General features: G+C 65.2%; 10 protein-coding genes. 7 read left to right on the forward strand and 3 right to left on the reverse strand.

Going from position 1 to position 12,453, the window contains the following annotated elements; all coding sequences use genetic code 11:
* The 3 genes from NG698_RS04940 to NG698_RS04950 all read right to left on the reverse strand — a co-directional run bounded on the left by NG698_RS04940 (position 1) and on the right by NG698_RS04950 (position 3,444).
* Positions 1-1,221, reverse strand: coding sequence for a hypothetical protein (locus tag NG698_RS04940; protein WP_252608434.1), 1,221 nt, complete (start codon positions 1,219-1,221; stop codon positions 1-3).
* A 216-nt stretch (positions 1,222-1,437) separates the two neighbouring features.
* Positions 1,438-2,556, reverse strand: coding sequence for a hypothetical protein (locus NG698_RS04945; RefSeq protein WP_252598505.1), 1,119 nt, complete (start codon positions 2,554-2,556; stop codon positions 1,438-1,440).
* A gap of 162 nt (positions 2,557-2,718) precedes the next feature.
* Positions 2,719-3,444, reverse strand: a complete 726-nt coding sequence (locus tag NG698_RS04950; protein WP_252608437.1) for a hypothetical protein — start codon at positions 3,442-3,444, stop codon at positions 2,719-2,721.
* A 190-nt stretch (positions 3,445-3,634) separates the two neighbouring features.
* Between NG698_RS04950 and NG698_RS04955 the strand changes: the two genes are divergently transcribed.
* From NG698_RS04955 to NG698_RS04985, 7 genes are all read left to right on the forward strand, one after another.
* The gene (locus NG698_RS04955) at positions 3,635-5,089 is read left to right on the forward strand and encodes an FAD-dependent oxidoreductase (RefSeq protein WP_252608438.1); all 1,455 of its coding nucleotides are present in this window, start codon (positions 3,635-3,637) and stop codon (positions 5,087-5,089) included.
* Positions 5,090-5,232: 143 nt separating this feature from the next.
* Positions 5,233-6,621 carry a helix-turn-helix domain-containing protein gene (locus NG698_RS04960; RefSeq protein ID WP_252608439.1) on the forward strand — a complete coding sequence of 463 codons (1,389 nt, stop codon included), beginning with the start codon at positions 5,233-5,235 and terminating at the stop codon, positions 6,619-6,621.
* A gap of 197 nt (positions 6,622-6,818) precedes the next feature.
* Positions 6,819-8,342: an acetaldehyde dehydrogenase ExaC gene (gene exaC, locus NG698_RS04965; RefSeq protein WP_252608440.1), complete on the forward strand. Its 1,524-nt coding sequence runs from the start codon at positions 6,819-6,821 to the stop codon at positions 8,340-8,342.
* Between the two features lie 128 nt (positions 8,343-8,470).
* Positions 8,471-9,493, forward strand: coding sequence for an alcohol dehydrogenase AdhP (gene adhP, locus NG698_RS04970; protein ID WP_210412322.1), 1,023 nt, complete (start codon positions 8,471-8,473; stop codon positions 9,491-9,493).
* Positions 9,493-9,900 (forward strand): DUF779 domain-containing protein, encoded by a 408-nt coding sequence (locus tag NG698_RS04975; RefSeq protein ID WP_252608441.1) that lies wholly within the window; start codon positions 9,493-9,495, stop codon positions 9,898-9,900. The genes adhP and NG698_RS04975 overlap by 1 nt, the downstream gene beginning before the upstream one ends.
* A 220-nt stretch (positions 9,901-10,120) precedes the next feature.
* Entirely contained in the window at positions 10,121-11,701 is a 1,581-nt protein-coding gene (locus NG698_RS04980; protein ID WP_252598499.1) for an APC family permease, read from the forward strand.
* 128 nt (positions 11,702-11,829) lie between these two features.
* Complete coding sequence (locus NG698_RS04985) at positions 11,830-12,393, forward strand: PfkB family carbohydrate kinase (protein ID WP_374210079.1); 564 nt, start codon at positions 11,830-11,832, stop codon at positions 12,391-12,393.
* Positions 12,394-12,453 lie beyond the last annotated feature (60 nt).

Genomic DNA, 12,453 nt, shown 5'->3' on the forward strand with positions numbered 1-12,453 from the left:
TCAGGCCCGGGTGGCCTTGCGGCGCCGGGAAATGTAGATCCCGCCGCCCACACCCATGAGCGTCAGTCCGCCAATGACCATGGCAGCCAGTCCCGCAGTGCTTGCCGGGTTGGCGGCGGCAGCGCCGAACCAGTTGGTGTCCGCGAGGAAGGGAGCGTTGGACCCGGCGGTCACGGTCAGGCCGGTGACCTCGAACGTTGCGCCGGCTGCACCCTTGAGGACCAGGGTGTGCGTTCCGGCAGGCAGGTCGGCCGGAATGGTGAAGGTGTAGCTGACCGAACCGTCAGCGTTGGCCACCGCAGTTTCGGCCAGGACAACCGGCTCGGAGTGGATCTCGCCAATGACCGTTTCGCCAGCGACGAAGGTGCCGGCGGGAGCGTTGACCACGAACTTCTGGCCGCTGACCAGTTCGGCGCCGGCGGTCAGTTCCTTGACGGATCCCGTGGTGGCCAGCGGGACTGACGTGCTGCTGGGCGTCGCGGTTCCGGTCGGTGTGGCCGACGGGGTCTCCGTGGCGGTCGGCGTCGGGGTGGCCGTTTCCGTTTCGGTGGGCGTGGCGCTCGGTGACGGAGTGGCCGTTTCGGTGGCCGTCGGCGTGGCGGTCGCCGTCGGGGTGGTCACCACCGGCTGGCTGATGGTCCAGTTCTTGGACGCGTCGGTGGTGAGCGTGGCCCAGGAGGCTACGGACTTGCCCGCGACCGGGTTGATCTTGGCGGTGGTGACGCTCTCGTTCGAGACGGTGCAGACGTAACCAATGCTGTAGGTGTGGTTGGCCTGTACAACGGCGGACATGTCAGCAATGGGGGTCTTGCTGCTGTTCACAAAACCGGATTCCAGCGTGTTGTCGTCAGCAATCGTGCCGTTGGCATTCAGGGACATCGCGTACTGGGGATCCTGCGTCAGGGGGTAGACCGTCTGCGCTTCCACGGTGCTGCTCAGCGCCGGCTGGATTTCCTGCCCGGGCTCGGACATAAAGATCAGCGCGCCCTCGAGGATGTTGCCGGTGGTGGGGCAGACCATGTCGCTGTGCAGCTTCAGCACGGACAGGCTCAGGGCGCTCCAGTTGCCGCTCGTCGGGTTGGCCGTGACGGTTCCTGCCGAGCCGGCCGGGAGGTCCGCGTTGGCAACAGCGATTCCACCGCCCAGCAGGAGGGCGGTGCCGGCAACAGCGGCCGTGGCGTTCAGGCCCCAGCGGGATTTCATTGTCGTGGCGTTAGCCATAATCATTTCTTCTTTCTCAGATAAACGTGTCTACTGCTGCGGTGTTGCCCGGCGCCGGGAAATTAAATCCACCGGCCAACCAGCGAAAATCGCTGCGAAGAATTACCGATCAGTCTGGGTCATCAGTCGAATTCTGCGGGCGTGGCAAAGTAAAGCAAGACGGTACTGAAAGTAAATTCTTTATGAACGGAATTCAGGACCCGGCCGGAGGAATTGTTAGTTGGTGTAACCCGACTTTTTGCCCATCGTCCAGTCGCCCACGTAGGAGAGCGTCTTGAAACCAAACTTGTTGATGATGACCTTGCTGCCAATCGTCTTCAGGTTGGTGGTCACGGCATTGCTCAGGACCAGGCTGTAAATGAGCTTGCTGGTCTGGGTGGAGCTGGCCACCACGTTGTAGGTGTCCCGGGCGAAGGTGCCCTTGCCGCTCGCGGGTGCCACGGCTGCGTTACCGTAGAGGTCTCCGGGGGCCAGTGCCGGAGCCGTGGTGGCCGGGTCGATCGCCTTCAGGCCGTCGATGTTCGCCAGCACCTGACCGGCAGCCGTGGTGTTGGCCATGGCGCCGTTCTTCTGCGCGATCCACTGGGCGGCGGAGAAAGCGATGATGTCGCCGTCGTTGATGAGGGCCGCACCGTTATTTTCGGGATAGTTCTGCTCGATGTCGGGGATGCAGGTGCTGTTCGGGGTGACGCCGATGGCCTTCACGAAGAAGGCGCGGGTGCCCGAAGCGGCCTGGGGCAGCTTGGGAGTAAAGGTCATGGTTCCGATGACGGGCTTGCCTGTGGTGCCGTCAATGGTGACGCCGTCGCCAGCCGTGCAGCTGAAGATGTTGGCGATCTGCTGGGTGGTCAGGTTCACCGGCGTGTTGGTGGAGTCCTTGACTGCCACGGTCATCGCGTCGCGTGCGAACGGCAGGAACGTCAGGTCAGTGCCTGCCACGCTGGGTGAGGAAGAGGACCGGGCGATGTCGACGTCGTTCCTTTTCAGCGTGAAGGCGTTGTTGGCCGAGTCCTTGTAAACATGGTTCAGCGGGTTCAGGCTGGCGCTCAGGGCCTTGACGCCGGCACCGGAACCGTTGGGACGCGTAAACGCGGTGACACCCGTTTTGGTCACGATCGCCGAGGGCAGGCCAAAGGCGTCGTAGGAAGCCACTGTCCTGATGGGGCCTGTGTTGGTCAGGGCGTTCCAGACGTCCTGGATGGTGTCGGAACCAACGGCCGCCAGCGGGCGGTCCGGCGTCGTGGGCTCCGCAGACGCGCTTGCTGAGCTGATCAGGCCGAGTGCCAAGGCGGTGACGCAGATAGCGCCGACAGCCTGGAAGGACTTCAATTTCATGTCAAGATTCCCCATCTTAGGTACCGAGTGGATTAGCTGGTGCAGGTGGGCCACGGCGCAGTGCGGGCACTGCCGCTGCGGTCTGCGGCTGCCGGAGTAGTCAGGACAGTGCCGGCCGCTATGAGTCTGCGGTGGCGCTGCCCGGCATTTCGAATTGCTTGGCTAAGAAGAACCTGCGATCAGGTGAACGTTTGGTGAAAGCACCGGCAAGGGGGCTTCGGGCAGCCGTTCCACGCCGGGAGCTCCTGCACGCAGGAGCTCGGGCGGGAACTCAACCGGAAGATGCCGGTGTCCGTGGCGGATCACTGTTTCCAGCAGGCGTGCGCCGCCAAGCAGGTCCAGTGCCGCCAGGGCGCTGCGGTCCCGGTCCCGGATGGTGGGGTACCAGGCGCTGGCCATCAACACGGGGCGTCCACGCAGGCTGACGTACCATCCGTAGTCCCGGGCCTGCTGGTTCTGGACGAAGGTAATGGTCAGGTCCTGGGCGGCCTTCTGAGCGGCCGTCGCATTCGCGGCCGCCACCGCATAGCTCGGGAAGAGGCCAACCCCCCGGCCGAGTTCCCTGTGGTTGCCCGAGATCAGGCGCCAGACGACCAGTGGCTGGTTGAAGTGATCCATCCGGCGCACCAGTTGGTGGATGGCCGGCAGGCGGACTGGCTGTGCCAGGACTTCGGTTGGCTGTTCAACGGGATTGGTCAACCGTTGCCGCACGTTAAGTGATGGCAGCGCGGAAGCATGGCCGTGCTGAACGCCAGCGCTGAAGACGGCGAGTTCGCGCTCCTTCCAGCGGGTCGCCGCAGGAAGGGCCTGACTAACAAGAGAGGTGAAGGAAATGCGTTCATTGGAAATGATGGCTCCCCAGGGATCCTGTGACTGGACGCCGCCCATGCGGTCGTGATAAGGCTCAAGCCGGATGGTTGCCGGCGGGGGTGGCGCGGGTAAAGGAAGAGCGACAGGCAGCTGAACGTCTGGCATCACACGATGCCGCGTCCCGCGGTGGGCACATTTAGAATGGGACATTGTGCGCAACTGCACTGTGCGCCTCCGTCGCAATCTCCTCGTTCCAGAAGGGCTCCCGGTGTCCAACCAAGCCGAAACCACCTCCAACCGTCCACTCCGCGTTGCCATTGTGGGTGCGGGACCGGCAGGTGTTTACGCGGCGGATATCCTGACCAAGTCCAACGGCGTCAAGGACGGCGATTTTGAGGTCAGTATCGACCTTTTTGAGGCCTACCCCGCCCCGTACGGCCTGATCCGCTACGGCGTGGCCCCTGACCACCCGCGCATCAAGGGGATCGTGAACGCGCTGCACAAGGTCCTGGACCGGGGCGACATCCGCTTCCTGGGCAACGTCACGTACGGCCGCGATCTCACCCTCCATGACTTCCGGGCCTTCTACGACGCCGTGATCTTCTCCACCGGCGCCATCAAGGACGCGGACCTGGCCATTCCTGGCATTGACCTGGCCGGATCGTTCGGCGGCGCGGACTTTGTGTCGTGGTACGACGGCCACCCGGATGTGCCCCGCGACTGGCCGCTGGATGCCAAGGAAATCGCCGTGATAGGCAACGGCAACGTGGCGCTGGACGTGGCCCGGATGCTGGTCAAGCACCCCGATGAACTCCTCACCACCGAGATCCCGGACAACGTCTACCAGGGCCTGAAGAACTCCCCGGTCACCGACGTCCACGTCTTTGGCCGCCGCGGCCCGGCCCAGGTCAAGTTCACGCCGCTGGAGCTGCGCGAGCTGAGCCACATGAAGGACGTGGACATTGTCCTGTACCCGGAGGACTTCGAGTTCGACGAAGCCTCCGATGACGCCATCCGCAGCAACAACCAGATCAAGACCATGGTGAACACGCTGACCAACTGGCTTGTGGAGGAGCACGCCGAAGCGGAAGAGCCGTCCTCCCGCCGCCTGCACCTGCACTTCCTGCACAGCCCGGTGGAGATCTACCAGGACCCCGACGACGGCGGGTCCGGCCGGGTGGCCGGCATCAAGTTTGAGCGGATGGAGCTGGATGGCACCGGCAACGTCAAAGGCACGGGCGAGTTTGTGGACTACCCCGTCCAGGCCGTGTACCGCGCCATCGGCTACCACGGTTCGCCACTGGACGAGCTGGAATACAACGCCAAACGCGGAGTGATCCCGAACGAGGGCGGCCGCGTGCTCGACTCCGATGGCAACCCCGTCCCCGGAATCTACGCCACCGGCTGGATCAAGCGCGGGCCGGTCGGCCTCATCGGCCACACCAAGGGCGATGCCCTGGAGACCATCGGCTTCCTGCTGGAGGACCGGCTCACCCTGCCACCCGCCCAGAACCCGGACCCGCAGGCCATCATCGACCTCCTGCAGGAGCGCGGCATCGAGTTCACCACCTGGGAGGGCTGGATCAAGCTGGACGCGCACGAAGCAGCCCTCGGCGCCGCGTGGACAGAAGGCGAGGTCGGCGCCGACGGGACCGCCGCCGTCGTGCGTGAACGCATCAAAGTAGTCCCGCGCGAGGAAATGATCAACATCTCCCGCGCCTGACCCAGCGTCACCCACCAAAACAGCGCGAACGGGCACTTGAGGCCCCAGCCAGAGGGGCCTCAAGTGTCCGTTCGCGCAAGAGGGGCTGGCACTGGAGGGTTCGCGCCTGCGGCCAGTAGACTTGCAGGACCGAGGGGAGTTCGATGAGGAACCTGATCCTGCCGCCGGCGTCCGGCGGCGAAGCGACTGCGCTGGCACAGCGGCATGCCCTGGCCGCCCATGGGCAACTCGACGCCCAGGCGTTTCCGGACGCACCGGAAATCCCCGGGCTGCGCAGGCTGATCCGGGAATCCTGGCAGCGGTCCGCCCGATTGAAAGCCAATCCGGACAACCCCGAAGCACCCCTTGCCCTGGACACTGACGAGCTTGAGGAATACCGGCGGCAGCACCCCCTGGCCAGCATTATGCCCGTGATCCACAAGCTCCTGGTCCAGCCCAGCCACGACAGCGGCCTGCTCGTTGCCGTGGGTGATGAGGTGGGCCGGCTGCTCTGGGTGGAAGGCGATCCGGCCCTGCAGCGCCGTGCCGAAGGCATGATGTTCGTGCCGGGCGCCGACTGGTCAGAGGCCACCGTGGGCACCAGCGCTCCCGGCACTGCCCTTGCCCTGGGCCGCGGCATCCAGATTTCCGGGGCGGAGCATTACCAGCGGTCCGTGCACGCGTGGAGCTGCACCGCCGTCCCGTTCCACGACCCGGATTCCGGTGCGCTGCTGGGCGTTGTGGACATCACGGGCAAAGCCAGCGCGGTGGCGCCCCACACGCTGTCGCTCGTCGAGGCGACCGTCGCTGCCGCACAGGCGCAGCTCCGTGTTGAGCGGCTGCAGCTTGCGGCCACCCTTGCCAGCCGGCCGGCCCGACGGCGGAACGCCAGTTCGGCGGCCAGGTCGGATTCGGCCCGGGCCGGGGGAGCCGGCGGCGCGAAGGAAGGCAGCCTGTACCGCAACAGCCTGCAGCTTCTGGGCCGCGACCAGGCGTTGCTCAGCATCGAAGGCAGAACGGTGGCGCTGTCCGCCCGGCACAGTGAAATCCTCGCCCTGCTCAGCACCCACCCCGACGGGCTGAGCGCCGAGGAGCTCAGTGTCCTGCTCTACCCGGGCGACGGACCCACCATGACGCTCCGCGCGGAAATGGTCCGGCTGCGCAAGATCCTCCAGCAGCTCAACCCGGCCGCCGTGCCCGAATCCAGGCCGTACAAACTCACCATGGACCTGGTCCCGGACAGCGGCCAGGTGCTGAACTGCCTACAGCGCGGCGCTCATCGCATTGCGCTGGAAATCTACCGCGGCGCAGTGCTGCCGCGCTCCGAAGCGCCGGGCATCATCGACCTCCGTGACAGGGTCTCCTCGCTCATGCGCGAAGCGGTCCTGACGGACGGCAGTGCCGAGACGCTGCTCAAGTACGCGGCCCTTCCGGAGGCGAGGGACGACGTCGACGTCCGGACCGTCGCCCTGAAGCTGCTGCCGGCGCGCTCGCCCAAGCGGGCCGCCGTCGTCGCGGACCTTGAGCGGCTGGAAGCGGAACTCAGCGCCTGACCTGGTTTCGCTCCCCACCTGCCCCCTCACCTCGCAAGCTCGGCCAGGGAACCCGGCAGGCGTGGGCCCAAACTGATTGTTCTGTGAGCTGGCTCACTTGCGCGCAACCTGACTGCAACCTTCACGCTCCTACGCTGAGACCAACGGCGGACGCCACCATCAGGCGCCACCTTTCATGCACAGCAAAGGAGCTAGCAATGACTGTTTACGCACAGCCCGGTACCGAGGGTTCGAAGGTCACGTTCAAGGACCGCTACGAGAACTGGATCGGCGGCGAGTGGGTTGCCCCCGTCAAGGGCCAGTACTTCGAGAACATCACACCCGTCACCGGCAAGGTCTTCTGCGAAGTGGCCCGCGGCACCGCGGAAGACATCGAACTGGCCCTGGACGCCGCCCACAAGATCGCACCGTCCTGGGGCAAGACCTCCGTCGCCGAGCGCGCCGCGGTCCTGAACAAGATCGCCGACCGCATCGACGAGAACCTCGAGATGCTCGCCGTCGCCGAATCCTGGGACAACGGCAAGCCCATCCGGGAGACCCTGAACGCGGACATCCCGCTCGCCGCGGACCACTTCCGCTACTTCGCCGCCGCTGTCCGCGCCCAGGAAGGCCGGCTCTCACAGCTCGACGACGACACCACGGCCTACCACTACCACGAGCCCCTCGGCGTCGTGGGCCAGATCATCCCGTGGAACTTCCCCATCCTGATGGCCGTCTGGAAGCTCGCCCCGGCCCTGGCAGCCGGCAACGCCGTTGTCCTCAAGCCCGCCGAGCAGACGCCGACGTCCATTCTGGTCCTGATGGAACTCATCGGTGACCTGCTGCCCGCCGGTGTCCTCAACGTGGTCAACGGCTTCGGCGTCGAGGCCGGCAAACCGCTCGCGTCCAGCCCGCGGATCCGCAAGATCGCCTTCACCGGCGAGACGTCCACCGGGCGCCTCATCAGCCAGTACGCCAGCCAGAACCTGATCCCCGTCACCCTGGAGCTCGGCGGCAAGAGCCCGAACATCTTCTTCAACGATGTTGCCGAGTCCGACGACGCGTTCTATGACAAGGCACAGGAGGGCTTCGCGCTCTTCGCCTTCAACCAGGGTGAGGTCTGCACCTGCCCGTCCCGTGCCCTCGTCCAGGAAGACATCTACGATTCCTTCATGGCTGACGCGGTGGCCCGGGTGGAGAAAATCATCCAGGGCAACCCGCTGGACACCGAAACCCAGCTCGGTGCCCAGGCCTCCAACGACCAGCTTGAGAAGATCCTTTCCTACATCGACATCGGCAAGCAGGAAGGCGCCAAGGTGCTTACCGGCGGCGCCCGCGCCCAGCTGGAAGGCGACCTGGCCGGCGGCTACTACGTCCAGCCCACCGTCTTCGAAGGCCACAACAAGATGCGGATCTTCCAGGAGGAGATCTTCGGACCTGTTGTGTCTGTCGCCCGGTTCAGCGACTACAACGACGCGATGGAAATCGCCAACGACACCCTCTACGGGCTTGGCGCCGGCGTCTGGTCGCGGAACGGCAACGTCGCTTACCGTGCGGGCCGCGAGATCCAGGCCGGCCGCGTCTGGGTCAACAATTACCACGCCTACCCGGCCGGCGCCGCGTTCGGCGGGTACAAGTCCTCCGGCATCGGACGTGAAAACCACTCCATGATGCTGGATCACTACCAGCAGACCAAGAACCTCCTGGTCAGCTACAACGAGAACAAGCTCGGCTTCTTCTAAGCCGCCCTTAGCCCGGGCGGGGACGGATCAGCACTGGTCCGTCCCCGCCTGCACCGTCCTGGCCACCCCTCAGGAAGGCAGCATCACCTCCACCTCACCATCGCTTTATCTACGCAAGGATTTCGCCAATGACGACGACAATGCAAGCAGCAGTAGTAACCGAATTCGGCAAGGATCTTCAGATCCAGACCCTCCCCATTCCCACCCCGGGCCGGGGCGAGGCGCTGGTCAAGGTCATCACCACCGGCGTCTGCCACACAGACCTCCACGCGGCAGCGGGCGACTGGCCGGTCAAGCCGACACCGCCGTTCATCCCCGGCCACGAAGGCGTGGGCGAAGTGGTTGCCCTGGGCGAAGGTGTCACCGACCTCGCCGTCGGCGACCTCGTCGGCAACGCCTGGCTCTGGTCCGCCTGCGGCGACTGCCAGTACTGCCGCACCGGCTGGGAGACACTCTGCGAGGTACAGAAGAACGCCGGCTACAGTGTGGACGGCTCCTTCGGGGAGTACATGCTCGTGGACACGCGCTTTGCCGCCCGCATCCCGGCGGGCTCGGACCCCGTTGAAGTCGCACCGGTGCTTTGCGCCGGCGTCACGGTCTACAAGGGCCTGAAGATGACCGAAGCCAGGCCCGGACAGTGGGTCACCATTTCCGGCATCGGCGGACTCGGGCACATTGCTGTCCAGTACGCAGTGGCGATGGGCCTGCGGGTAGCCGCCGTGGATATCGCGGACGACAAACTCGCCCTCGCCAAGAAGCACGGTGCGGAGCTGACCGTCAACGCGCTGCACGAAGATCCCGTCGAAGTTATCCAACGTGAAACCGGAGGTTGTCATGGAGTGCTTGTCACCGCAGTACACCCGTCTGCTTTCGGCCAGGCGATCGGCATGGCCCGCCGGGGCGGGACGATTGTGTTCAACGGCCTGCCGCCGGGCGACTTCCCGGCACCGATCTTCGAGATTGTGCTCAAGGGCCTGACCGTCCGCGGCTCGATCGTGGGAACCCGGCAGGACCTGGAGGAAGCCCTCGAGTTCTACGCGGAGGGCAAAATCCACCCCACGGTCTCCACCCGGGAGCTTTCCGAGGTCAACGCCGTTCTTGACGAGATGAAGCACGCCAAGATCGACGGCCGCGTCGTTATCAAGTACTGATGATGGAGGCGAGGCTTGACGCGGCGGTGACGCTGCCCGGGGAGGATATCTCCCGCGTGGCTCTCACCGCCGAGGCCCTGGGACTGCTCAGGAAGTTGTGGGGGCAGCACGGGCCCCTGATGTTCCACCAGTCCGGCGGCTGCTGCGACGGGTCCTCGCCTATGTGTTATCCGGCCGGGGAGTTCATCACCGCGGAAGCGGACGTCCTCCTGGGGCTGTTCGACATCGCCGGCGGCCTGGAGCCGCAGCCCCTCGAGTTCTGGATGTCCAGGGAGCAGTTCAACTACTGGAGCCACACCCATCTGACCGTGGACGTGGTCGAGGGCCGGGGGAGCGGGTTCTCGGTTGAGTCGCCGGAAGGCAAGCGGTTCCTGATCCGGTCAAAGCTGATGGACTGGCCGGTCTAGCAGTACGGTCCAACACGCAGCCAGCACCAAAGCACCAGCACCAAACACCAGTGCGAACGGACACTTGAGGCCCTCCCGGCGAGGGCCTCAAGTGTCTGTTCGCGCTTAACCGGGGCGGGCAGGGAGTCTCACCATGCGGGACAGATGTGAACGTCCAGTGGGTGGACGAGTATCGTTGATGGGTCTGTTTCCAACACAAATCAGGATTGTGGATCTCCTTATGAACCTTCTCCGGACCAAATCCATCGAGCAGTCCATCGCCGACGCCGATGAACCCGGACACAAGCTCAAGCGGTCGCTCAGCAGCTGGGACCTGATGATCATGGGTGTCGCCGTCGCTGTCGGCGCCGGCATTTTCTCGGTCGGCGCCAAGGCTGCGGCCAACTTCTCCGGCCCCGCCGTGACGTTGTCCTTCGCCATTGCCGCCGTGACGTGTGCCCTGGCCATCATGTGCTACGCCGAGTTCGCCACCGCCATTCCGGTCGCCGGGTCGGCCTACGTCTTTACGTACGCCACCATGGGCGAGCTGCTGGCGTGGATCATCGGCTGGAACCTGATCCTGGAACTTTTCACCGCCGCGGCAGTGATCGCCAAGTACTGGGGCATCTACCTCAGCAAGGTGTTCGCGCTGATGGGGGCCGACGTGCCGCCAGCACTGTCTCTCGGCGGCGTGGACCTCTACTGGGGTGCGTTCCTGATAGTTGCCGTCTTCACAGTGCTCCTGGTGCTCGGCACCAAGCTCTCCGCCCGCGTGGGCAACGTCTTCACCCTGATCAAGATCGCCGTTGTGCTGTTTGTGATCGTAGTGGGCTTCACCTACGTGAAGTTCGAGAACTACACGCCGTTCGTGCCCGCCGCGGAACCTACCGCCGGCGGCTCCGCGGATGTTCTGAAGCAATCATTCTTCGGCTTCCTCACCGGTGCCGCGCCCGCCCAGTACGGCACGCTGGGCATCTTCGCCGGCGCGGCGCTGGTGTTCTTCGCCTTCATCGGCTTTGATGTCGTGGCCACGTCCGCGGAGGAAGTCAAGAACCCGCAGAAGACCCTGCCTCGCGGCATCTTCGGCGGCCTGGCCGTGGTGACGCTGCTCTACATCCTGGTGTCCCTCGCGCTCACCGGCATGGTGTCCTACACGGACCTCGCGGCAGCCGAGACTCCCACCCTCACCACCGCGTTCGAGGCCGTCGGCAACACCACCGCGGCCAAGGTCATCGCCTTCGGCTCCCTGATCGGCCTCACCACTGTCATCATGGTGCTGCTGATGGGGCTGTCCCGCGTGGTGCTGGCCATGAGCCGCGACGGACTGCTGCCCCGCGCGCTGTCCAAGACCAGCGAAAAGCGTTCGACGCCGGTCCGCCTCCAGATCATCTGCGGCGCCGCCGTAGCACTTGTGGCCGGCCTGACCAACGTGGACCTGCTGGAAGAAATGATCAACATCGGCACACTGTCGGCGTTTGTGGTTGTGAGCCTGGGCATCCTGGTGCTGCGCAAAAAGCGTCCGGACCTGAAGCCGTCCTTCCGCGTCCCGTTCGGCAAGGTCCTCCCGGTGGTTTCCGCCGTCCTGTGCCTGTACCTGATGACAAACCTCGCCGTGGAGACGTGGATCTTCTTCGCCGGCTGGCTGGTCATCGGCGTCGTGATCTACTTCGCCTACGGCCAGCGTCACTCCCGCCTGAACGAAAAGTTCGCCGAGGCCAAGTCCGCCGTGGACGCCACGGAATCCGGCGCGGACTCCGGCGCGGACGCCCGCCTTTCCGGCAGTGATGCCCCGGCCGACGACGAGGCACTCACCCGCACCTAGGCTGGGCGGCTGCAAAACTGCGCACAAGACGGAGGCACCCGGGCACCCTTTGGTGGCCGGGTGCCTCTTTCGTGCGTCCGCGATTTTGCTCTGTTGTGATTTTGCCGATAATCCCTATTTAGACGTGCTTGAACCTGGTCCGCTGGCCCAGGTGTCCTCGCTCGCTCGGCCTTGGCATGGGCGGCTCGGAGAGCAACTTTGCCATCGCCCTGCGGCGTTTGGGCACCTCCCTAACGTGGGTTGGCCGTGTAGGCAACGACAGCCTCGGTGAACTCGTCCTGCGTGAGCTCGCCGCCGAGGGCATCGGGTTCCCCCTGCGGGACGAGTCGGCACCCACCGGCCTCATGATCAAAGAGCGCCGCACCATGGACCAGCTCAAGGTCTGGTCTACCGGTCCGGAAGCGCGGGGCTCCCGGCGGGCCCGGGAGGACACCCCGGCCGATCGGATTGCCAACGCCCGGCTGCTGCACCTCACGGGCATCACTCCCGCGCCGCGCTGTGGTCCGCCGACGAAGCCTGTGACGTTTTCCGGAACGTCATCGCCCAGGCAGACATCGTGTTCGCCGGGGACGACGAAGCCGCCATCGCGGTTGGGAAAGTCTGACGACTCCCTGGAGCTTGCCGGCCGGATCGCTGCCCTGGGGCGGGCCAGGCGGTCATCAAGCGCGGTGCCGCAGGCTGTGCCGCGGTGATGGACGGAGTGGAATACGCGCAGGATCAGTCCGCGTCAACGCCATCAACACAGTGGGGGC

The organism is Pseudarthrobacter raffinosi (assembly GCF_023913735.1).
Classification (GTDB): domain Bacteria; phylum Actinomycetota; class Actinomycetes; order Actinomycetales; family Micrococcaceae; genus Arthrobacter; species Arthrobacter raffinosi.

Bases quoted from the DNA above. Each gene is read 5' to 3' on its own strand.
- NG698_RS04940 (WP_252608434.1), bottom strand. From the start codon at position 1,221: ATGGCTAACGCCACGACAATGAAATCCCGCTGGGGCCTGAACGCCACG.
- NG698_RS04945 (WP_252598505.1), bottom strand. From the start codon at position 2,556: ATGAAATTGAAGTCCTTCCAGGCTGTCGGCGCTATCTGCGTCACCGCC.
- NG698_RS04950 (WP_252608437.1), bottom strand. From the start codon at position 3,444: ATGGGCGGCGTCCAGTCACAGGATCCCTGGGGAGCCATCATTTCCAAT.
- NG698_RS04960 (WP_252608439.1), top strand. From the start codon at position 5,233: ATGAGGAACCTGATCCTGCCGCCGGCGTCCGGCGGCGAAGCGACTGCG.
- exaC (WP_252608440.1), top strand. From the start codon at position 6,819: ATGACTGTTTACGCACAGCCCGGTACCGAGGGTTCGAAGGTCACGTTC.
- adhP (WP_210412322.1), top strand. From the start codon at position 8,471: ATGACGACGACAATGCAAGCAGCAGTAGTAACCGAATTCGGCAAGGAT.
- NG698_RS04975 (WP_252608441.1), top strand. From the start codon at position 9,493: ATGATGGAGGCGAGGCTTGACGCGGCGGTGACGCTGCCCGGGGAGGAT.
- NG698_RS04980 (WP_252598499.1), top strand. From the start codon at position 10,121: ATGAACCTTCTCCGGACCAAATCCATCGAGCAGTCCATCGCCGACGCC.